Origin of the sequence: Paenibacillus sp. IITD108 (genome assembly GCF_036541265.1) — a bacterium.
In the GTDB taxonomy this organism is placed as follows: Bacteria; Bacillota; Bacilli; order Paenibacillales; family Paenibacillaceae; genus Pristimantibacillus.
This window is the reverse complement of the sequence record NZ_JAZHCT010000044.1, coordinates 18,664-42,021: the sequence shown is the minus strand read 5'-3', so window position 1 is coordinate 42,021 and position 23,358 is coordinate 18,664. Positions and strand designations below refer to the sequence as shown.

Here is a 23,358-nt window from a genome sequence, read left to right as displayed (position 1 = left end):
GCTATTCCATTGCAGTACTCTTTTTGACTTCAAATGCTGCAGTAGAGGACACTCAGCTTTAAGCTCAGAGTCAACATGAAGCTCGAAATTTTGCAATGTTTCTATTAATTGCGAAATGGCTATATACGTATAGGGTATTGTCCATAATTTTTCTGCAGGGTGCCATCATCTGCCTTGAATCAATTTAATCGCTGTGACAATTTCTCCACTATATTCAAATTGAATTGCAAGTAATGAGTCTGTTAACTTTGACAAATAAACTCCCATATATATCCACCTCATTATACCTTTATTTTTAATATTTGGTAACAAAAAGAGGTCTGCAGTTCAGTCCTGTTGGACCTTTGCAAACCTCCGATTCTTTCGGAACATTAAAAATATATTTTTAATAGTTGTCTAAATTATTAAGTTCTAAAAACAAAAAAAATGCGACTAGATAGCCATTTATGTCAAGATCACATCTAAAGCAATTTTAGACCAATTTTCTAAATGATCATAATCCAATTTCAACTCTTCAGCCGAAGAAAGCTTCCCAGCTAATTGATCGACTTCTTTCACATGAATTTCAGCTCCTTCAGGGTATTCCAACTGAATCAAAATACCAATATGTACTTTCCCCACTTCATTAGAATCATCATTTATAAAGCCAAGTGTGGTTAGTTTAGGTTCAGCATTAGACTTAATTTCTAATTCTTCATTTAGCTCTCTCTGAAGATTTTCTAGAAGAAGCTCGTCCCAGCCTTTACCCTCTATTGTGTTCATATGTCCACCAAGGCCAATGGAGATCATATTATGAAGTCTTTCCTCTCCGCCTTTGTTGAGCCTCTTATATGTGAATAGATCGGCCCCGACTTTCACGATTGCATAAGGGATCGGTTGTTTATAGAGCGGATTTGTTTCAGCGTCTCCTCTTCTCATTTCTTCAAAATGCCTAGACAAATTCCTATTCATACACTCAACATTCTTTTTATCAGCTGTAAACCCTTGAAATTCATTAATTTCTTGAAAAAGCTTTTCTCTTTCTATAACAACGATAATTTCATCATTTTTACTCATTAACAATCTTCCTTTCAAAGTTAAAAATACTGTCTGTTATGATGGACCTTTCTCTATAATAACAGAATATGAGCATTAACTATATCGCTTATCATTTCCTCTCTAGGAACGCTAAAAAGCCGAGTGCATTTAGCACTCGGCTCATCAAATGAGCTTTGATTTCAAAAGCCCATGTCCAGTTATGAACTAATAATTGAAACTGCCTCTTGCTTTAACTTAGGGCAAGTAGAGCAATAATCCTCTTCAACGCAGGTCTGATAATAAAGACAGCATGTTTTCCGTATACGAATCGGCTCGTCGGATTTCGCTGTTAGCACTTTAGGTTGATCAAACTTAGCTAGCGGGTTTAGGGTTTCACCGAACAGATGCGCAGGTGCAGCTTTGAGCAAGTATCGGAAGTCATCTTCGATCCTCATTTTCTGTTCGGCCGTAGCACCCTCGCTCATTCTTTTCTCGTACAGCCAGTATACGTAAATGGAAGTGTTTTCCCATAACACAGACTTCGAAATAGAAGCTGTTTTAGACATCGAACGCCATACTACCGCGATATTTTCTGCAAAAATATGACGGATCACTTGATCCCGCCATTCTTCCCGTTTTCCATCAACAGGCTGGGATATATCCCAGTGGGCCAAACGCAGATTTGGGAGCCATAATTGTTCATCTTTGCTATAATCGATATAGCAATTTTCAATGGAATAATCAAATGCTTTATCGAACATGGTCATCGCATACAGGCTTGAAGCGATCATCAAATAACTGTATCTTTTAGAAAAGAGTGAGGCAGCCACTACTCGGGTAGAGGCGTTCAACAGCGTCGATACCTCATTCAAATAATCTAATAAAATGTACGGTTCCAATAAATCAATCGCATGTATGGAAAAGGAATGGTCAGCCGATTGTTCAAGCGCTAATCGATAATCCTTCGTTAATACATGTATCTCTTCAGGTTTAAACAAATTTGCCACCACGCTTTACTCCTTTTACCTATATATATGTGACTGATAATTTTTATTAACTTTCCTGCTACTCGAAAATTTCGTGCGTATTTATCAAAAATGATAATCATTATTAATTAGAATTTTATCGCATATTGCTGCGGTTGTCCATTCCCTTACATTCGAGAGGTATTTTTAATAAAGGAGGCAGATTTTTTTGGAAAAAAACTATCTAAAACATTAAAAAGACTGGTTATGATTATAGGAATAATTATCGGAGTATCAATCATAGCCTCAAGTTGAAAGAAGACATCTGCTCCTTTTTTGGATAGATGCCTTCTTTTTGTTTTTAACTGCGAAAGATTGAGAACTGCCACATTGTCGCTTTAACTTCGCCTTTGGGCATCCATACAATGCGATATAATTGCTGACCCCAAATATGCCTAAGCTTTTCATCGACAAGTTCAATCGGTTCAATCTTACATTCCAGGGACGGTCCGCTAATCTGAACTCGAGCAACCTCCCGTTCTTCGAAGAACAATCGAACTTCATTATTAGTTACAACCTTTGGTAAACAGGGAGTCATCCAATGCATGGCGATGTTAGCCGTTTCTTCACGCAGGATGACGTTTTCTTCTAGAGTTACTTTCGGCGTTGTCGTACGGTCGAGTATTAAACTTCGCCTCCAACGTTCCACTCCTGCCTCCACCGGATACGCACCTGCCAACTCCACAGTGAAGCTGGCCTGATCCTGTTTTACTTCATAGTCACAGGAACGAGCTGCGTATTCTCGTCCGGCCTGTTGTTGAAAACCGTTGATCGCGGGCAGATTGTGATAGGAAGATTGCATGCACCATATCTCATAACGCTGGTCGGAGAAGGTCTGCGCGGTATATATCTCTACTCCCGGGTCTATTAAAAGCGGCTTGCCATCAAGATAAACAATGAACTGCCCCACATCATTATGATTGTGGTTCTCTGCGTTGTTTCCTCCCTTGGCGGACAAGTAGAAACCTTCGGCCGATCCCGATGTTTCTCTTGCTGTTGCAATCTGCAAATCCGGCATCCATGTATCTTGAAGGAATATCTCTCCTTCCTCATCAGCTGTCAGACGTTCGTAACAAGCGAGTTCCTGCAGCTCGCGATACAGGGAATTTGCCTGTAACAGTTCGCCTTGCTTGCGCCCCTCTCGATGAAGACGTCTTCCCAGCGAGGCTAATCCCGCATCTACAATCCGCTCACCGTACCTGTATAGACAAACCGGTGTACCCAAATGACGTGCCGAGCCGTCCGCATAGTTCACAAAATAATCATCAGCTATATATGTCTTCAGCATAAAACGTCCAATCTCACCAATCAGCCGTTCATTGTATATACTAATTTTTCCACCACTGGCCGTATAGAGAAGTTCAAGGCAGTCAAACAGCGATCCTCCTGCACGATACCAATACGAGCTGCCTTCATCGCAGCCGCCGTCGGCAGGATAACTCGCAATGAACAAATCCAGCGTACGCATACTTTTGGATACAGCCTTCATGCGCTTGGATTCGTCCGCCTCCAGCAGCAGAATAACGCCTAGACAGTTAGAAGTGCACCAGGGAGCCCAATTATTGATTCCAAAAGGGTTAACTTCCAGCATCCACCAATAATCATTACGTTTCAGATAAGGATCTATGATTCGCCGCTTTAGCTCATGCTGAATGCGCTCTACCAGCAAAGGGCTTACTCCTGCGAGCGCTGGCTCGAGCAAATAATGCGCCCATGCAAGCTCGGCTCCCGTTTCGCTGGCGAATAAATCAATTATGGGCTCGGAGACATCCGCAATTGGTTCATGCTTCTTACTCGCCATATAAAGATGGGCAGGCAATATCCATGTCGTCTCTTCGCAAATCGCCCAAAGACCATTGATAATATCGTCCAGAAATCTCCCTTTCCCTTCGATCCACTCCCCCATAATCAAAGCATGGAGGGCATTACGACGGATGAAATAAGGTTTTTCATAACGTGCTCTGTTGCCCGTTCTAACAAAATCCATGAACAATGTTGCGCTCAAGGACGGCCAGTCAAAATGCAAATATTTTTCTGCACGCTCCAGAATAAATGACTCTAGTTCATCAGAAACTCCCCGTTGCGCAGACCATTTTGAGTCGAACGGAAGGAAGTTTTCCAAAGGCACAAGCAGATTCTTTAATTGACTTGCATATCGCTCAGTCAGCATTATAAATCATTCCCCACAATCCCTTTTTCAGCAGTTTGTCAACATCAAACGGGCAGTTGCCACCCCTTCTCCCTCCACAACTACCTGAATAGGTCCAGGCTCATCGCTGGAACGGATCACAGCCAAACATCGGCCCTTATATGCATGGCAACTGTCGGATCTGTAGCTTGTATTGCTAGTCAGATCGGCGGATATCACCCCCAGCAAACTTCCACTGCCCTTGACCTTGACAGTCACCCTGTTTGAAGCATCGGGTACCACAACTCCACTTTCATCTACAACAGCAATTTCAATTGCGGTATCCTCCATCCTCGCTCCCTGAATAGCGTTGTCTTGACAATTCAATTGAATCCGCGAAGCACGTCTGGAGGTCACAAGCTCGCTTGTGCATACAGGCTTGCCCTTTATATATCCGATTGCCTGCAAGATGCCTGGCGCATATTCCAGATTCCACTCCATAGCAAAAGGATTGTCTGGCTCCGTTCTGCGCAAGCCTAGTGATATCCCATTTAAGACGAGCTCTACCTGCTCACAATTTGTAAAGCAGTAAACAGTTTTGTTGGCTCCTTTGTCTGGAAAATTCCAATGCAAGTCAGCCTTCAAATAACGGTAATGTCCGTAATCTTCCTCGTTTTCTGCTTTTACGGCCAACTGAAGGACGGAGGTATCAGACCAAATACTGGCTCTGTAGAAATATTCACCATTAGGTGTATCAATGCTGTCCACCATACCGTAAGCATAGCCGTGTCGCAATATCCGATCCGCGCTTTTATTGGAACTAGCCAATCGCGAAATATCGAAGGTATCTCCCAAGCAGGCGTCCTCTCCAAAACGATCTATACCCTCTCCTATATAATCGTACCCAACCCACAGAAACTGACCTATCGCGTAGTTCTGCTTCTGGATAGCCTGCCAGTGCTCCGGATCAAAGCTTGTCTCCGATCCTACAACTACCTGACTGGGACGTTGCCGATGTATGTTGGCATAATAGGACTTTCCTTCACGATTGGAAACATAATTGTACCCGGCCACATCCACCTGATCCATGATCCCTTCATAAATGGGAAGCATGTGGATGCCCTCCGCACATACCGTAACAGGTCGGGTGTTATCCTCTTCCTTGCAAATCTTCACCAGTCTTTTTAGAATATCAATGCCATCTTTAAAATATAATTCCGGTATTTCATTTCCTACACTCCACATGATGACGCTTGGGTGATTACGTCCGCGACGGATCATCGCACGCAGATCGGTATCGTGCCACTGTTGAAAATCCAGGTAATACCCATATCTGTTTTTACCATAGGGCTGGTCGCTGTATCCCCTTGTCCACCCGGACTGCCATTCGTCAAATGCCTCATCCATAACCAGGAGACCTAAAAAGTCGCAGACATGATAGAACTCGGACGGGAACGGATGATGTGCCGTACGAATCGCATTGACTCCGGCTTTCTTCAGCAGACCAAGCCTCCTTACCCAGGTTTTATAAGGCACCGCTCCTCCGTAAATTCCCGCATCCTGGTGGAGACAGACACCCTTTAGCTTCATCGTTTTCCCATTAATAGAGAAGCCTTCATTCTGGTGAAACGAAAGCGTCCTTATCCCTAAAGGTGTCATGCAATCATCCACCAGTTCTCCATTCGCCAGCAGTCTGGAGCGAATACGATACATTTCCGGATGTGTCGGACTCCATAAAGAGGGCTTGTCTACCCGCAGCTCCTGTGTGAACTCATGCCTGCTGAACTCAGGAAACACCTTCGATTCCTGCGCCTCTGCCACGATGCGCCCTTTGCTGTCGATAATGGAGGTGATTAATACCGCATTTTTCTGTACCTCGTGATTATCTTTTATTCCTGTGCCTTGCCAGTTAAAGGCGTTCCATATTGTATCCTTATAGCGCTCAACGCGGACATTGGTGCGAATTGTAAGTTCAGCACGGTCTTCATCGGCGGCTGCGATGTCCGTCCTGATTCCCCATTGCTCGATATGCAGGGCATTCATGGAGATAAGAAAAACTTGGCGGTATAAGCCCGCCCCCGTATAAAATCTGGAATACGGCTGCAGGGAACTGTCCGCCCTAACAGCAATAATATTGACCGCCCCTTCTTCATGATGAATAAAAGGGGTGATGTCACACCAGAAAGGGGTAAATCCGTAAGGGTGCTGTCCCAGAAATTGTCCATTCAGCCATACCTGACTCTTCATGGCAACGCCGTCAAACAGTATATAATACTTCTCCTGTCTGTGACCGGTGGGCAATATCAAATGCTTCCGGTACCAGAGCACACCGCTTTGCACAAATCCGTTGGCCTCATGTTCTTCAGAAAATTGTCCCTCAACAGAATAATCATGTGGAATATTCAGCGTACGCCAGGAGGAATCATCAAAGTCTTCCCGAAATGCATGGGGAACATCGTGCGGACAAAATTTCCAATCCTTACATAAGGATCGCACTTCTCTGGCCTCCAAATCAGAGGTCATCCGATCCATGTATGATGCGATGGTAGAGTTAAGATTCGTGCTCATGACAAACCTCCGTAAACAAATTGTCAAAAATCCCAAGGCAGAAGGATGTTGCTGGGCTGCAGACGCAAAATAGACTCGTACAAAAAGTAATCTCCATAGATTAGACTTTGATTGGAATAGATGTACTTCCGATCTTTTTCTTCCTGGCTGCCCTCCTTGTACGCAGGCCCCACGCTTCCATGCAAAAGAAAAGCATGAACGTAAGGAGAGGTTGGGGGGCGATGGGCTTGAAGCAAGCGGGATATAATCCGCTCCGCCACCTCCTGCAATTCTCCGTCGACAGAATCGTGCAAGCCCAATTCTAGAATCCCGCAGCTTGCAATACTCATGGCGGAAGTATCCACAGGGAGCCATTGATTGCGTGGTGCGGCAAAATCCCAAGGAGCATCGCCTTCAGGTAGCGTAGACTGTATCCAATATTGCAGGCAGCGCTGTGAAGCCAGGAGGAAATCCTTGTTGCCCGTATACCGGTATGCTGGCGCGAATCCATATATGGCCCACGCTTGGCCCCTGGACCAAGCAGAAGTATGGGAATAGCCTTGCACAGTGCTCCCGCCAAGCGGACTTCCAGTTTCGTGATTGAAATTATAGGTATGGTATGTGCTGCCATCATCCCTCACAATGCAGCGTGCCAATTGGTTGGCATGAGCCTCCGCAGCTTTCCGGTAGCAGTCTTGACCTGTTTCTTTGGCTGCCCAGAATAGGAGCGGCACATTCATCAGACTGTCAATGATGGCCTTCCCCTTTTTTTCCTGCCGGAATTGCGGTGTATCCGTTTCCCAGTCATTCCATGCACGGATATAGCTGCCGTTCTTCTGATAACGACCTAGCAGCACTTCCGCTGACCGCAGCCCTACCGTCCTTGAAGACCTCGAACCAGTCAATAAATAGTGGTAAACAGCAGTGAGATGAAATATGAAGCCTACATCATGATCCAGATCCATATATCCCCTGCTTTTATTAACCAATGAATCATTATTTACCCGCTCCTCCAGAAACGGCATATACCGCTCATACTCTCGCAACAGCAGATCATCCTGATTTCCCGAGTATGCCAGCAAAAGCAGCCCTGGCCAGAAACCGTCGGTCCACTGTCCTTTTCCCGACAAGGCGTGCTGCCCATCCGCGGAACCGACAGCAGTGGGAATGTCTCCATTGTAATGCAGACAGTTTCTATATAATTTCAGATTTAGATCCCGCATCGCATCATATCGTTCTATTTCATAATCGGTCACGTTTGTACTATCATTAATCATATTCTTTTTCATCCCTTAACCGCCCCCAGCGTAACCCCTTTGACAAAGTATTTTTGCAAGAATGGATACAGCGCTACAATCGGCAAAGCTGTCAATATGACCGTTGCCATCTGAATGGAAACCGCCGGAGGCAAGGGGCGGTCCGAGTCATTGAGATTAAACATGTCGAACTGCCCGACCGTTACCACTTGCCGGAGAAGAACTTGCAGTGGCCATAATGTTGGCTTATTAATGTAAATAACGGCGGAAAAGTACTGATTCCAGTTGCCGACGGCATAAAACAAGGTGAATGTGGCAAGAGAAGCCGTGGAAAGAGGCATCATAATCCGCCAGAAAACTCCCCAATCAGAGCATCCATCAATTTTTGCCGATTCAATAATCCCTTCATCAATACTTCGGAAAAATTCCCGAATGATAATAACATTGAAGGCCGAAACCGCACTGGGAATCATCATGGCCCACAAGGAGTTGATGAGACCAGTTGCTTTAACCACCAGATAAGTGGGTATAAGTCCGCCTCCGAACATCATGGTGAATATGATCATCAGCATAATCCAACGTCTTCCTGAGAAGTTATGCCGAGACAAGGCGAAAGCTGTAAACGTTGTTAGCAGCATGTTAAGCGCAGTACCTAGCACAGTAACAATGACCGAATTGCGAAATGACTGAAAAAAGATGCCAGTGTCAAATATATATATATAAGAGGTAAAATCCCAAGTTCGTGGCCAAAGAATAAAATCGCCGGACATTTGATCCTTCACTGTCGCTGTAGACATAGCAAAAACATGAAAGAAAGGAAGAATGCAAAGCAAAGCGAAAATAGATAAAAACACCACATTTAAAATGTCAAACCATCGGGAAACCGCTTTCTCAGTCAAGGTATTAGCTCCTCTCCAAACCTCAGGACCTGTCAATACAGTCCCTGTCCGTTTATTTTCCGAACTATTTTGTTTGAGCCATAAATGAGCACAAAGCCAATCAATCCTTTGAGCAGCCCTACGGCAGTGGCAAAGCTATATTTGCCGCTTACCAGACCGGTCGAATACAGATAGGTTTCCAATACTTCTCCAACCCCGCTGACCCGTGCGTTCAGCATGAGGAATACTTGCTCGAAACCCACATCAAGGACATTACCCAAACGTAAAATGAATAACACCAGAATGGTCCCGCGCAGACCCGGGAGAGAAACATGCCATATTTGTCGAAACCGTCCGGCACCGTCAATTTTGGACGCTTCATACAATTCCGGACTAATGCTTAGCAAGGCGGCCAGATAGATGATTGTTCCCCAACCCGATTCTTTCCAAATCAGTTGAAGCACAAGCATCAGACGAAAATGGTCCGGATCGGATAATAAATTGAAATCATGAACACCTACTTGCCCCAGAAGTGTCGTAATTCCTCCGTTGCTGCTGAACATAAGGTAGAAAATGCCTGCAATAACCGGCCACGATAAAAAGTGGGGCAAATAAACAATGGTCTGGATCGGCCGCTTCAGCCAACTTTTACTCAATTCATGAATCATGATGGCTAGCACAATGGGAAATGTAAAGGCTAACACAATTTGATAAAAACTGATAACAAGGGTATTCCAAAGCACACGCGGTATTTCATCGTTTTGGATGAGATTTAAAAAATGCTTCAGTCCTACCCATGGACTATCCGTAACGCCTCGAATCGGATTATAGTCTTGAAAAGCAATTACGATGCCAAACATGGGAATATATTTGTAAATAATGAAAAACAGGACACCCGGCAGAACCATTAGCCATAAATACCGTTCTTCCTTTAATGTCTTCCAGATTTTTCTTCGTCTGGTTGACGCAGGAGCAACCTTTAACGCCGGAAGCTTTTTTGTATTCATTGTCGTGTCTCCTCTTAAACGAAACGAGCCTATCAAGATCAGGTATGAAATGCTAGATAATAAGCTGTTTCTCCAAAATGGAACGGCCCGCGACCGTGGGCCGTTCCGTTCCGTTTGCCCGTCTTATTTGTTTTGGCTTGCCTGATACGTTTCGTTCATTTCATCCAGAATTTTTTGGCCCCCCTTGGCCTTCCAATCTTCAAGCGCTTTGTCGTAGAATTCCAAAGGCTGCTCTCCGGTAATGACTTTTACGATATTTTCAAACAACATTTTGTTCAATTCCGTTCCTTTTTCCTTAAAGGTAGGAGATGGCACAAGCTTGAGCGCAGGATCCGAATAAGGCGTTCCTGTCAAGGCAGCCTTATAAGAGGCATTTTTTACATCTTTAATTTCCTGGCTGTCATTGGGATTATTCAAGTCGACAACATCCGTCGGTGGATTCGTAATGAGATATAAAGATGGTCTCTCTTTGTTGCCCAAGTCGGTATAAACGACTTTTCCATCTTGCATATTGTAATGCTCGCCTTCTATTCCATGTTTCAGCAATCGATACAGTTCAGAGTTTATATCCGATTCCATCTGATCATCCAGGAATTTAAGCATGCGCTTTACCTTTGCTTCGTCTTTGGCTTGAGTCGCCGGAATCGCAACAAAACCATTGAAGCCTGATCCCTTGGCATAACCCTGGAATCCATTTGGTCCCTTAAGCGCGGGAATCGGCTCCCATTGAAAATCGGGATTAATGGCCCTGGCTTTGTTCAATCTGTCTTCATTGTAAGCGTTCCAAGCGAAATCCCCGATTACCCCTGCACGGCCGCTCAGAAAATCATCTTCTGCCTGATTGCCTTTCATGATGACAAAATCCTTTGAAAGGATACCCTCGCTGTACAATTTGGCCAAGTATGCAAGACCATCACGGAAATTCGGATGCGCAAGGACAGGATATATTTTTCCATCCGTATGCTTGTTCCAATTTATATTCATGGGCGTGTTAAAAGAACCAAGAAGAGAAACCGCGCCAAGCGCACCGGATCCCGCATTGAAAGCCAGACCATAGGTATCTTTCTGGCCATTCTCATCTGGATCGCGCTCCACAAACTGCTTCATGACCGATTCCAATTCTTCGTAAGTCGTAGGCATGTCCAAGCCCAGGTTATCCAGCCAATCCTTGCGGATAGTTAATGTATGAGCTGCTTGGGAACGGAGCCTTGGGAGACCGTATATGTGACCGTTATACGTCATCAAGTCCATAATTTCTTTCGGCATCTTGGCCAGATTGGGTGTATCTTGTTCATTAATGTAGTTTTCGAGAGGCATAAACACACCATTCTCCACATAGTTGTACCAATTTTCATCCAGTGCGGGGTAAACTGTAAGATCCGGAAGATCGCCGGATGCTACCATAACCCCCAGCTTGTTATAATAATCGGCAGCTGCTACGGGAATAAAGCTGTAATCCATGTTGTATTTGTCCTCCAAAATTTTCATTCCCGAGCTCTTATCTGGAGGAGCAGCTGAATACAGTATGGTCATGGCTGATACATTAATCTTTTTTGTAGTATCGTCTTTTTCGTTGGCTTGATTTTGAGTCGGCGTGGATTCCGATCCAGGCTTATTGTTTTTGTTGTTATTGCTGTTGTTGCTGCATGCTGCTGTAAGCAACGTTGTGACCAGCACAAACGCTAGCGACAGCGTAATCATTTTCTTCATTTGCTCAACAGACCTCCCATAATAAAATATATTGTAACCGTTTATCTTTGGGTGACTTTCACCATCGGCCGAATGGTTGCTTTAACTTTACCTTACAGCTTAAATTGCAGGCAATGAAACTCTTTTGCCCCTTTGATTCCTTTGCGTTGCTGAATCCTCGCAATTAAGGTTCATTCGTTTGCAAAAGTTGTTCATAGATTTTGCACCTAGATATTATTGAATGAAAGCGGACTCCAGCAGCAGTCTTCGGATAACTGCCGCAGCTTCCGCCCGGGTGATCGCCGAACTGGGAGCAAGTTCACCGTTGGCGCGGCCGCCAATAATACCGGATTTCACAAAATCAACAGCCGCAGATCGGGCCCAGGAAGATAATGCTGCCGCATCCGAATAACGTTCAAGGCTTCCCTCCGCCTGATCGTCTATCTTATTCTTCAGTCCGGTCATCGCCATAGCTTTGGCCAAAATGACCATAGCTTGCTCGCGGGTAATGAAATCATGAGGACGGAAGCGTCCATCCTCATATCCGCTGACCAACCCATACGTATTAGCGGTAAGAATGTAGCTGCTGTACCAATCGGATGAATCCACATCCGAGAAGACCGAATTACCATGCACCGGCTTTAGACCTAATCCGCGAATAATAATGGCGGTAAACTCGGCCCGGGTAATCTGCTGATTCGGGCTGAACTTGCCCTCCCCTATTCCATTGACAATCATCCGCGAACCCATATCATTCACTTCGGTCCTGGACCAATGATTTGCAACATCGGCGAAATTCTGCGGATTCCAAATAACTGAATAAATGCTGTTGGTGAGACTGCTCATTTCCGCCCAATATATTTCACCCTTCCGTACAATTTTGGTCGGAATATGGCGGACGACACCGTCTGGTTCAAGCACGACACCAGTCGTGATCCTATCGGAATTGACATGATCGGGAATTGCGATAGACCTTTGCACATACTCATTGAATTTTTCCACTTCAATGGACTTATCTCCATATGAAGCTGTTACTTTAAAGCTGATGGGCGGAGCAACAAGAGTGAACCTTCCACGATCGGCGGCTTTTTCGAACGACAAAAAGCTATCTTGTTGAAGCTGGGCAACTTCAATCCGTACCATAATATCTTCAAGAGCCGCAGAGCTGCCGAGCTGCATGGCCAGATCTTCAATGTTGAGCTGTCTGGCAGGAAGGGTGTACACGGCCTGCTTCGTCTTGACTTCCAGAATGGCTGATTTCTCCTCCAGTTGCTTCACCATTCGGCCATCTATTTGGCCAATGAACACATCGGCCTCTTCTTCCCCGGCAATGGTCACCACTGTACTGGGGCCTTCACTGGCCAACTTGTCAGCCAACTTTTTTGAGTTCACTTTTAAAGTTAATACGGTTTGACCGTTCAAGCTTGTGAGTGATGCGTCTCCTATAGAGTCAGGCTTGTCGTTGATCGGCACATGAACGACCGGCGTCTTCGGAAGCGGAGGCAGCTTAATCAGAGCCGATGGAGCACTTGCAACACCGTTCACGCTTTGAATCGCATAAAAGGAAGCATCGGCTGTCAGACCGGCGAATCGATGAGTTCTGTCCGGCTGTATCGTCGGGCTGTCGGAGATCATTTCGTCGTCCCCCCCATATAGACGGACCGTCGCTTGCGGATACACATTGCCTACATCCACATAGCCGATTCCTGCATGGACTGTCGGCTCCCGCAGGCTAACCAATACTGAATTGGAGTTCAAGCTCTCGTTTCCATTTACCGTCTGGGTTACATAATAATGAAGATTATCGGGCAGCACATCGCTGAAGGTGTAAGTAGTCCCTGTCACATTCTCCGCCTGGGCTTTCAACGTATCGTCTGCAAGATACAGCTTGAGCGTTGCTCCCGGACTATAGCCGCTGACATCAACACTTTCTACACTGCCTTCAGCCGCAGGCGCAGCAGGGGTGACGGCAGCAGTCTCGCCATCGTCTACAAAAACCCAATCGATGGAGCCGCTCCACGTGCTTGCAAGAGAACCAATACGATAATTCCAGCGATAGGATGGCTGTATCATGAGACGCTCAATGGTTCCTGTCCATGCCGGAATGGTCGACATGTCCAAAACGTAATCAACCATTCCTCCACCAGGTACAAGCGGGATCGAGATTCCCCTCCCAAACACTTCATTAGCGGGAGGAAAGCCTTTTTCCGGGATGTCGAATGCCGGAGCTTCGCTGGTTGTAAATAATAGAAACGCCGTAAACCGGTTATCGGGGTTGGACATGCGGATATGCACGTAGCGCTGTGTTGCCGCATCGATGCCCAGACCGTCGGGGGAAAGAAGGGCCGGCTCGTAACGTCCGCTTCCAACGATCTTTCCGTCGGCTACCGTAACAGGTGTATAACCTTCGTCAACCGGGGTTGATTCGAATTGTGTGGCAGAATAGGTGCGGAAGCGCAAGCTCCGTTTTGAAGATCCCTCCGGTCCGCGCCAGACGCCCCGTCCGTCAACGCTGTAGTAAACGTTCCCATCCGTGTAGCGGCCGGTATCGTCATAACCGACGCCGTAGTTGCCGCCGTTCGGGACGACATAAGGGCTGAAAATTTGCCAGTTGTACAGTTCATTGGGATCAAGTCCCGTAAGCCGTGGATATACGCTGATGAAATTCCCGTTGGTTGATACCTCGCTAGGCGGAACAGCGCCTGTGAACAAAGCATTGTCATTGGCGTCCGCGACGCGGATATAGAGACAGCCGGCTGGGTTTCCGGTTTTGTACGCCCACACGTCCAATTGTGCCAACGTGCCCGTTGATACCTTAAAGGTTTGAGAACGGGCCTTGTTCCAGTTGATATCCGCTACTCTGCTAGTATTCCAATCCCCGTTGTTAATGTCGATTTCCGGATCGAGCGGGCGAATCCCGGGTGATGCGCAGCTGACGTCAGGGTTGATCTTCCACCCGCCATCGTTGTTGAAGTCCCAACGAGGCCCCGCTGGGCTCGCAAACTGTACCGAATCGATCTTCACTTCGCCTTCGCCCCCTGCGAGTTCAATACGAATCTGATCGATTCTTCCACTCCAACCGTCTGCTTCGGTAACCGGAATAAGCAAGTTCGTGAAGCCCTCGGCTAATCCCTTCTCTTCTCGTGGATTCACATGAAAGCGTACCGACCGGTTTTCCGAAAAATCTTCCCCATCTGTCCGGAACAGCAGCCGTCCGGAGCTTATGCCGCTGCGATTGGCTAATCGAAGGCGGATGGCGCTGCTCGACGCAGCCTCAATACCCAAGGAAGGCGGGGAGGTCAATTGGGTTCCAGTAGAAGTTGTCCCGACGACTAACGAGCCCGCCCTCACATGAAATGCGCTGTTCGAAGTCCAGCCTTGGGCGTCTTTGTCGACAGAAAAGTTCCATTCCCCGAGACCGTCTTGCGACTCGGATTCACCTGTGAAGCTCACTGAAGGCGTCCAACTGACTGCTGGTTCTCCAGCCGGCACAACAAAACGAACGACATCTCCCGCCTGTACTGTGATGTCGTCAGCCAGCAGCACAACACCTTGCTCGTCCACGGCAGCGGATGCTATCTCGTTTCCATTTACGGTGATGCTTACATTCGCTGTTCCTGCTCGCGAGATCGGGAAACTGCGAATCGCAATATTGCCAAGGCGTGGAGCCGTCCATGCAAGCCCGGCGTCAGAACTTGCTCCAGGGGCAAGCTCAAAACGGGAGATGTGCACATCGCCGTCTCGGTATGTCCCGGTTAAAGAGTCCAGAGGCAGATCTGCCCAGCCTGAGGCAGTCCATTGTTGGTAGGACCACAAACTAATCTCGTTTTCGTAGTCCACGGAGGATTGCGAAATCCAATCACCGTTTTCAAGCTGGAGATTGTTCATAACGGTGAGCCCCGAGGCATTCCCTCTTAAGTGTGCAGTAAGGAAAGCGTAAGGTTCATAGGCAATGTTATCGGCAATGACTGCATCCGGCACAATACCGTTGCCCAGCGTAGAGATGGAGCCGCCACCAAGATACGGGATGTTATGAATGTAGCCGTTGCGTACGAATACATTGGCCCGAATGGCGTTGCCGGTGGAATAGTCGTTAGAACCATGGATCGCCAAATATTCGATTCCGCCTCCGTAATTGTCTGCGAAATAATTGCCCGCGATCAGCACATTGTTAGTACCTGCCTCGTGGTCAATGGCTACCATATCCGGGTTTCTTGTATTAGGAGTGTTGGTGAAGATATTGTTGGCAATCACAACATCCTTGACCCCTCCCAGATAGAGGGCGGCGGTTCCCGAGTTGGTTCGACAGCCTGCTGAACCGTCAAAAATCGAGTTGCGAATCATAACGGAGGAAGCGGAGCCGATAGCAAGACTGTCGGGACATCCGGCATCAATCTGGGCGAATACTTGGGACGGATCAGGATTGTTGTTGTTGTCGTCATGTTGCCAAAGATTTTCAATAAGCACGTTGCGAAAGATCCGGTTGGCAGCGGTCTCAGGCGATGCCACAGGCGCAGGGTTGGTGACGGTGCCTTGACTAGCAAACACGATGCCGTGAGCGTTACGGGTGGTCTCGATATTGCGCAAGGTTATGCCATCCAACACGGTGTCCGTCCTCGATAACGACATTGTGTTGCGGACAAACATGCCGGTTACACGATTGTCGTGAAGGAAAAGGTCCTCAAACACAACATTACTGTTGCCAAGGGTGGAAAAATCCACACGCAGTCCATAGTGGAAGGCTCCTCTTCCCTCGGCGGTTGTGTCGCCGATGTCCAGATTCCGAACAATTACATGACTAGGATTGGTGATGGTCATGGCTGTATTGGTGCCATTGGCGACGAATTGTGGACGCGGTCCTTCGCCGTAAGCTTCGATGACCACGGGTTCGGAAGCAGTACCCTGGGGATTGTCGATTCTGACTTGCTCCGCAAAGCGGGTTCCTCTGGCAATGAGAAGCCGATCGCCTGCCTCCAAGTTCACTGAAGCAAGTGGCGCAAAACTGCACCAGGGGGCTTCGGGATCTGTGCCGCTTCCGTTATCGGAACAAGCAGCTGGTAAGCTATTGTCAATGTAGTAGTTTTGCCCTGCAGCCTCTACCATCTGTGGAAGCGCTAACAAAACAATCGACAGCAAAATAAGGAATAGAACAAGCATTAACTTGCTTCTTATACTGGCCGGACTGGATAAAGATATAGGTTTCAGCATATTGGAACAGTTACCTCCTTCAAATGAATAGTTAAGCAAAAACGCTTTTTTTTTGCTTCATGCCCCTGCAGTCTGATAAGACATTCCGCACTGGTCTGTTAGCCTCTCACCTCCTTACAGAACCAATTTAACTTTACCCAGACTTGTAAGTGACAGGCAATGAACCTGTTTTGTCGGCATATACAGGCTGATTCGGAGTGCATTTACAAAAAAGGTTCACTAACTGCAAAAGATGTTCATCTCTTAACAACTCCTATCCTTCCTTTCTATATTGACTTGTCCAACGAATAAAGATTATTCTGATTAATATTTGGATTAAGGAGGTGTCTGTGTGAAGCACAAGGTAATGCACTTTTTTCGACTGTCGTCCACACCTACACTAAAAACCAAAATGCTGGCCTATCTACTCCTTATGTCGAGCATTCCGGTTGCCCTCATGGGCATCTACTCGGCATACAGTACGTCTACTATCATCCGCGAGCAGGCGGGCGAATCCAATGCTGTACTGCTAAGACAAACAGAAAAAGAACTGAATAATTATTTCAAAAAAATCGACGATCTTATGCTCCAATATACACATGCATCCTCTAACTCAACCCTGCTGTTAAAACGATTTGTCGAGGATGATTTATCTGTAGATAATTGGAAAACAGTCCTGGATCTGAGCGAAATTCTCGTCAAGCTGCAAAGCGGGATGGAGCATGTACTGGAGCTTGACTTCTATTCCGTTCCTTACGGCAAAGTATTAAGCTCTCACGGCAATCTTTATACAGATGAGGAATTTGGTGATCCTATGGTCATCAATGCAGCCAAGAAATTGACTTACACCAACCGCTTCCTTAATCTCCGCATGCCTGCCTCTGAATATGAGACGTTGACGAGGCCCGTATTAACGATTATTAAGCCTATTTTGCAAAACAACCGAGTGAATGCAGCCCTTATCGTATATTTGGATGCTGTGTCCATCAGCAGCTATAAGCTGACCCCGCCTGCTCCGTATGAAGGCTCTTCGCTATTCGTGACAGATGAGCATGGTACTATTATTTTGCATTCTGAGACATCTCGAATCGGCACCCGAGCTGACGAAGCTGCTCTGGCAAAAATCAAGGATACCGCCGATGCAGACTGGATTATTCATGACAAGTTGAATCTTGACGGCGTTTATTCAAACACTGTGATGTTACATTCAGAATCGAAAAATTGGTTTTACTTTGCGAATGTACCGGAGAAAGCGTTTACTATGAAAGCTAACACCCAACGAAATATCATGCTTGCCATCAGCCTTGGACTTGTCGTGATTGGCTCACTTATCGGCTACGGCGCTTCCCGTTCGCTATATCGCCCACTCCAGAAACTGACCAGCAAGCTAAGACCTGCGGCTGCAAACATAAATATCGTCTCAGATGGCGATGAGCTAGCTTTGTTGGATCGCTATCTGGACCTTCTCAGTCTGGAGAACAGGCAGCTTTCTAAAGAAATGAACATTTATTTCGAACATGCCAAGCATTTTCTGCTGCACCAATTGCTCGTTAGAAGCATTCCGCATCAAAACATTTCTCTTGGCGAGCAGGAAGCGCTCCCTAATGAATGCTTCTTTATTCCCCTTCTGATCGTAGACTTGAATCGGAACAGGATGATGGAGAGTTACTCCCGACGGGATCGCTCCCTGTATTATTACGCTGTAGATAATATCACTATGGAACTGCTAGGGGATCAAGCCAAACCTCAGGTTATCATGGTCCAGCCCGGTATGTTCGTCACCATTATCCCTATGGAAAAGCGAATCACGCCAGAGGAGCTCCGCGGGATGGGCCACAAACTCCAAGATGCGCTGCTGCGCTATCTAAAGCTTAATTCATTTATCACCGCCAGTTATTCCGATACAGGAGCGGATGGCTTGCACGAAGCCTATGAGGAGGCCTCCGGCCTTTTGCGCTACCGTTTTCTTGTAGGTGACAATGAAGTGATGCTCGTTCACGATCTGAAGACTTCCGTCTCCATGCAAGCGGATGTATTGTTTCAAAGTGAAAATGAAATTGCTGCCGCCATCCGTTCGCGTCAATGGAACGAAGCAGAAAGGATTTTCCAGGATATAGTTGAAACACTCCAGGAATCCTTCAATATTTCGGAGGATCTGCTGCGTGGCTACTTTTCCCAATTACTTGGCACTATCGTAAAATCCGTCAGGACATCACCGCGAGATTTATTTGATGCCGATATTGTTAAAGAGCTTTTGCTCCATCTGGCCAAGTGTCGTAACCTTGAAGAAGTCCGAATATTTTTTCGAGACCGGATTTTTAACGTGCTGCGCCAAGAATATGAGGAAACAAGCACTGTGTCCCATCGCATCCGTCTGGTTGAGCAGGTGCAGGATTTTATTCAGAATCATTACGATACTGATCTCTCCTTACAACAATGCGCAGAAAGAGTCGGGCTAGCCCCCTTCGATTTAAGTCGCATGTTTAAACAAGTCACAGGAGTCAACTTCATTGATTACCTGATCGAGTTCCGCATGGAAAAAGCCAAGCTGCTTCTGGCCAATCCGGACTTGCGAATACAGGATATTTCTGATAGTCTTCGCTATTCCTCATTGCAGGGATTTATGCGAGCCTTCAAAAAATCGACCGGGATGACTCCAGGTCAATACCGCAGCAAGCTTAAGGGTTGAGTCATTCGGCACGATGGCCTTAAATACCAATAAGATCTGCGCTTCACGGATTTTGAAATAAGAAGGTTCTACAGGACTAGAAGCCTGACAGAACCTTCTTTTTAAGACTTACTCTAAATTTTGTGCCATTATCTAATCAATAAAAGCATACAAAAAAAATCCCCAAAGATTTCTCCATAATTGCATGGCTGTGTTATTCATACAACCAGAATTTAGTCGGATTTTCTTTAGGGATTGTTACTTTGTTACCAATCCAATTTATTAACATTCATTAGATGTATCTCTAAATCAGTATCTATTTTAATCGTATTGTTTAGCCGATTTTCAAGTTGCTATTATTCACAGTCTCGATCCAGGCTCTGGCAATCAGCTCATGACCGGCGGCAGTCGGATGCACGCCATCTCCTGCCCAATAAGAGGCAGCTGTGCGATTGCATGCTTCGTCAAACGGTTTCTGCAGCTCAACTAACACTGCCCCATATTCCCTTGCAAGCTCGCGAACAATAGATTGATAGTTTGCTACTAGAGTTCGCCAATCCTCCCAGCGCTCTTCTGCTGCACCGCATTTCAATATAAACGGCTCGCACAAAATCAGTCCGGTATCAGGCAAATACTGTTTTGTAATATCAAGCAAATGGCGATAAGCACTCTCGAAACGATCAGCTGCCCCTTCAGGAAGCTCATTCATAATTCTCCAAGCATCGTTAATTCCAATTAGGATACTTAAACGTTTCGGATTCAAATAGATAGCGTCTTCATTCCATCTGGCATATAAGTCAGATACCCGATTGCCGCTAATCCCCTTATTAATAAATAAAGGTGCTGCCTCTGCCAGTTCATGCCCCAGTACACCAGCAATACGATTCGCATATCCCTTTCCCAAGCAATACAGATCATTTCGATTACGCGACGTATCTGTAATAGAATCCCCTTGAAATAGCACATCAACGTTTTGCTCAAATTTCATGGCATTGATTCTCCTGTCTTGTCCAATTTTTGTATTTCTCGAGGTTAGTTTAGAACTGTAGGAAAACGTTGTCAATATGAAAGTAAAGAAATACTCCATTCGATGTCAATCTGAAGCATCCGACTTCCACTCCGGTAGACGAAGCGCTATTCAAAAAAAGAACTGGCTTGACGCCGACCGAATACCGCAACCGTGAGACTTGATCGTCTAACTTGCTCGATATAATAATAATCTTTACATTATCACGCCTGTGCAATTACCTTAAGAACGGCTTTCTGGTTGATGCCGAAGTCATTGCAGTTAAACGGACATTTTATGAGCCAACACAATGGCATTGACCGCTGTTACGGTATCCTTGGCTACCAGCTGCTCATCCAGCTTCAAATAAAGTTGTAAGGTAGAGAGTGGTGGATTTTTAGTAGAGATCATGAGCTCAACCTCATGAGTTGAAATCACCTTCGCTTGCGTGATTTGCAGCCAAGGGATAAGATCCGGTAATGATTTATCCTCTGAAGGGCCGGTTTCCATGCCATTCACCCCAATAGGTGAATGCCCATCGAAATACTTAATCCTGAGGACAGCATAAGAAGGAGGGCTGTTCCTATTCAAGGTCGCGGCCGCCTCCAGCCGATGGCGGGAGTTTTTTTTAGGACCGATAATTATATTCCACAAAACAATAAACAGAGAGGGGATAAGGAAGCCGAGCACCGCCAACCAAACACTGGAGGTATTGACATAGACAGTAAGAGAGAGGGCTGCAGATAGAATCGCAGCAAACCATATGTAGAGCTCCTGCCGCCATTTGGACTGGCGCTTCCCTGATGCTGGAGGAATGGACTGTGCTGGCTGGATTTCCGAAGCTTGCTCCGGTTGAGATACCTTACGTTCTCTCCATGGCAAATGCTCCCCATTCAGCATATAGCAGTTATCGGCTGCTCTCTGCCAGACCTTCTCCTGCGAGGGATGCGGCGAATGCCAGAGGGTAACGTATTCTTGAATGTCTTTCAAATAGAGGGCTGGATCGCCCGTGAACGAGAAATATTGTGAAAGCTCCAGATGAATAACAGCAGCAGAATACCTCTGTACATGGGTTGATAAGGTTTCTAGCCACTCCTGCACAGGAGCGGCAAGCGATGGGAAATGGGCCAGCGTGCCGGGTAAGCTCAGGCGCAGCTGCTCTGCAGCATCCGCCCATGGAATCTGCCATTGGAATGCTTCGGAAAAGCATTCCCACTCAGGCAGATCCTCCACATCCGGTTGGTCCATATGGGGTTGAATCTTGCTCCATGCTTGCATAAGCTGCCTGCTATAACGCTGGAACTGCTCTTGGCTGACCAGACAAAACCATACTGGAGCTAGAAAATTATTGGTCTCAAAAGCTGTATTTTCATAATCGACCGAATCTGTATCGGCATTTGTAACGCTCAGGAATGTCCGGTTTCCCATATAAGATCCTTTCCTCCTACCTTTGTTTCACATCCAATAATGGAATCAAATAGCCTTCGTATACCGTGATATTTTTAATGCATTTTAATACGAATACTACATGAATTAATTTAGAAAGCCAACATCGAATTTATTTCTTACCTCAATTGCTTTATTAATACTTTCAGCTGAAAGTTCTAATTTCTAATTTAAATCTATAATAAAACCATCTTTGAGTTCAATAATACTAACAATGCCGGGAAGCATATTATGAATCTTTTGATTTTTAAAGTAAGTTAAGTAGCCTACCCATATATTTTGACCATTAGTTTTAACCTTACGTCTAAAATCATTGGAAATAACAACAGCATAGTTTAGGCTGCCGGTCATTTCTATACATTTAATTATTTTTATCAAAAACTCTTTTGATATTAACTTCAAAAAGCTATCTGAAAATTCAACGTTGATACATGCTGTTTTATTGGCTTCGTAAGCCCCTTGTGTAATGCTTATTGATATTTCGCTTTCTTCACTTTCTTTATTTTTGTTAATGTAAAGTAAAGAGCTAAAGCCGGCCCAGCTTTTAGAGTTCTTTCTCAGTTCTTTATCATTTTCATTTTCATTTTTAAAAACATCTTCTTCTTTATTTGCAATTATTATTTTTTCAAGGTTTTCAACATTAAAATCTGACAGATTATTTTGGAAATGATAAACTGCATTCACACTGTCATCCCACGTAGATACCGTTACGTCCTGATGAAGTTCATCCTTTATACTAACAACAATCTCTTTACAAAAATTTATAAATTCATATGCATACATTTCAATGCTCTGTAAACGAGTAATTATTTTTATTTTATCCATCTTCGCTAATTACCTCCTTCTGTAGTTATTTTGTGTAATTCCATGATAGCAAATATAATCATCCTCAGGAACGAAATTTGAATGTCGAGGTGAGTATTAATCCACATGAGGCAGTACAATTCGAATCAGGGTCCCCTTGCGAATGCGGCTCCTAATCCGGATACGGCTCTGTTCCCCAAAATATAACACCAATCGTTCATAGACATTCACAATTCCAATATGATTCGAATGGTCCTCTTGATATTGCTCCTGCAGTCCCTAGACCAACTACAATAACGTCGTAACAATGTGTAAAATGGTCTTCGAATGGTGTCTGAACAATCTGATCGTTGATCTTATGCGAAATAATCATTGAAGCCCTTCCCTTCTAACGAATGGATTCATATGTGAATTGAAAGCCAGAACTGGATTAACGAATGCATTAGACGGCCTCCAAAACCAGTTATCACTGCTCCACTCAAGTGTTTCTTGTTTGAACTCGAACGTGCTCGCGATCGTTGTTAATCGCCATGATTGTAAAATCTCTGGTCGATTCTCCCAATATTCATTCAGCTTAAGCCTTGCGCTAGGCCAATCGTCCTCCGGGGATATCGTCAATTTAAAGATAAACTCAGTATCAAATCTCCCCTGAAGAATCTCAACATCCGGGTGACGTGATAAATCTGGCGGCTAGTCAATA

General features: G+C 45.5%; 14 protein-coding genes. 2 read left to right on the top strand and 12 right to left on the bottom strand.

What is annotated here, in order from left to right; genetic code table 11:
* Positions 1-444: 444 nt before the first annotated feature.
* From V1L65_RS25665 to V1L65_RS25625, 9 genes are all read right to left on the bottom strand, one after another.
* A complete protein-coding gene (locus V1L65_RS25665) occupies positions 445-1,056 on the bottom strand; it encodes a hypothetical protein (RefSeq protein ID WP_331702140.1) in 612 nt (203 codons plus the stop codon).
* A gap of 179 nt (positions 1,057-1,235) precedes the next feature.
* The gene (locus tag V1L65_RS25660) at positions 1,236-2,024 is read right to left on the bottom strand and encodes an IucA/IucC family C-terminal-domain containing protein (RefSeq protein WP_331702139.1); all 789 of its coding nucleotides are present in this window, start codon (positions 2,022-2,024) and stop codon (positions 1,236-1,238) included.
* 319 nt (positions 2,025-2,343) lie between these two features.
* Positions 2,344-4,212, bottom strand: coding sequence for a heparinase II/III domain-containing protein (locus V1L65_RS25655; protein ID WP_331702138.1), 1,869 nt, complete (start codon positions 4,210-4,212; stop codon positions 2,344-2,346).
* A gap of 27 nt (positions 4,213-4,239) precedes the next feature.
* On the bottom strand, positions 4,240-6,738 hold the full coding sequence (locus V1L65_RS25650) for a glycoside hydrolase family 2 TIM barrel-domain containing protein (protein WP_331702136.1): 2,499 nt from the start codon (positions 6,736-6,738) through the stop codon (positions 4,240-4,242).
* A 23-nt stretch (positions 6,739-6,761) separates the two neighbouring features.
* Positions 6,762-8,006, bottom strand: coding sequence for a glycoside hydrolase family 88 protein (locus V1L65_RS25645; RefSeq protein ID WP_331702135.1), 1,245 nt, complete (start codon positions 8,004-8,006; stop codon positions 6,762-6,764).
* Positions 8,003-8,872, bottom strand: coding sequence for a carbohydrate ABC transporter permease (locus tag V1L65_RS25640; RefSeq protein WP_331702134.1), 870 nt, complete (start codon positions 8,870-8,872; stop codon positions 8,003-8,005). Before V1L65_RS25640 ends, V1L65_RS25645 begins: the two co-directional genes overlap by 4 nt.
* A 32-nt stretch (positions 8,873-8,904) precedes the next feature.
* On the bottom strand, positions 8,905-9,858 hold the full coding sequence (locus tag V1L65_RS25635) for an ABC transporter permease (protein ID WP_331702133.1): 954 nt from the start codon (positions 9,856-9,858) through the stop codon (positions 8,905-8,907).
* A 123-nt stretch (positions 9,859-9,981) separates the two neighbouring features.
* Positions 9,982-11,568, bottom strand: coding sequence for an extracellular solute-binding protein (locus V1L65_RS25630; protein ID WP_331702132.1), 1,587 nt, complete (start codon positions 11,566-11,568; stop codon positions 9,982-9,984).
* Positions 11,569-11,781: 213 nt separating this feature from the next.
* Positions 11,782-15,363 carry an S-layer homology domain-containing protein gene (locus V1L65_RS25625; protein ID WP_331702131.1) on the bottom strand — a complete coding sequence of 1,194 codons (3,582 nt, stop codon included), beginning with the start codon at positions 15,361-15,363 and terminating at the stop codon, positions 11,782-11,784.
* An 849-nt stretch (positions 15,364-16,212) separates the two neighbouring features.
* On the opposite strand from V1L65_RS25625, the gene V1L65_RS25620 reads away from it, so the two are divergent.
* Positions 16,213-16,533: a hypothetical protein gene (locus V1L65_RS25620; protein WP_331702130.1), complete on the top strand. Its 321-nt coding sequence runs from the start codon at positions 16,213-16,215 to the stop codon at positions 16,531-16,533.
* A 553-nt stretch (positions 16,534-17,086) separates the two neighbouring features.
* Positions 17,087-19,423, top strand: coding sequence for an AraC family transcriptional regulator (locus tag V1L65_RS25615; RefSeq protein WP_331702129.1), 2,337 nt, complete (start codon positions 17,087-17,089; stop codon positions 19,421-19,423).
* A gap of 313 nt (positions 19,424-19,736) precedes the next feature.
* Here V1L65_RS25615 and V1L65_RS25610 read toward each other — a convergent pair whose 3' ends face one another.
* The 3 genes from V1L65_RS25610 to V1L65_RS25600 all read right to left on the bottom strand — a co-directional run bounded on the left by V1L65_RS25610 (position 19,737) and on the right by V1L65_RS25600 (position 22,679).
* Entirely contained in the window at positions 19,737-20,390 is a 654-nt protein-coding gene (locus tag V1L65_RS25610; RefSeq protein ID WP_331702128.1) for an SGNH/GDSL hydrolase family protein, read from the bottom strand.
* Positions 20,391-20,690: 300 nt separating this feature from the next.
* The gene (locus V1L65_RS25605; protein WP_331702127.1) at positions 20,691-21,836 is read right to left on the bottom strand and encodes a hypothetical protein; all 1,146 of its coding nucleotides are present in this window, start codon (positions 21,834-21,836) and stop codon (positions 20,691-20,693) included.
* 183 nt (positions 21,837-22,019) lie between these two features.
* Complete coding sequence (locus tag V1L65_RS25600; protein ID WP_331702126.1) at positions 22,020-22,679, bottom strand: Imm52 family immunity protein; 660 nt, start codon at positions 22,677-22,679, stop codon at positions 22,020-22,022.
* Positions 22,680-23,358 lie beyond the last annotated feature (679 nt).

What these genes read in the sequence shown, in the direction of transcription:
- V1L65_RS25665 (WP_331702140.1), bottom strand. Translation starts at nt 1,056, where the DNA reads ATGAGTAAAAATGATGAAATTATCGTTGTTATAGAAAGAGAAAAGCTT.
- V1L65_RS25655 (WP_331702138.1), bottom strand. Translation starts at nt 4,212, where the DNA reads ATGCTGACTGAGCGATATGCAAGTCAATTAAAGAATCTGCTTGTGCCT.
- V1L65_RS25650 (WP_331702136.1), bottom strand. Translation starts at nt 6,738, where the DNA reads ATGAGCACGAATCTTAACTCTACCATCGCATCATACATGGATCGGATG.
- V1L65_RS25645 (WP_331702135.1), bottom strand. Translation starts at nt 8,006, where the DNA reads ATGAAAAAGAATATGATTAATGATAGTACAAACGTGACCGATTATGAA.
- V1L65_RS25635 (WP_331702133.1), bottom strand. Translation starts at nt 9,858, where the DNA reads ATGAATACAAAAAAGCTTCCGGCGTTAAAGGTTGCTCCTGCGTCAACC.
- V1L65_RS25630 (WP_331702132.1), bottom strand. Translation starts at nt 11,568, where the DNA reads ATGAAGAAAATGATTACGCTGTCGCTAGCGTTTGTGCTGGTCACAACG.
- V1L65_RS25610 (WP_331702128.1), bottom strand. Translation starts at nt 20,390, where the DNA reads ATGAAATTTGAGCAAAACGTTGATGTGCTATTTCAAGGGGATTCTATT.
- V1L65_RS25605 (WP_331702127.1), bottom strand. Translation starts at nt 21,836, where the DNA reads ATGGGAAACCGGACATTCCTGAGCGTTACAAATGCCGATACAGATTCG.
- V1L65_RS25600 (WP_331702126.1), bottom strand. Translation starts at nt 22,679, where the DNA reads ATGGATAAAATAAAAATAATTACTCGTTTACAGAGCATTGAAATGTAT.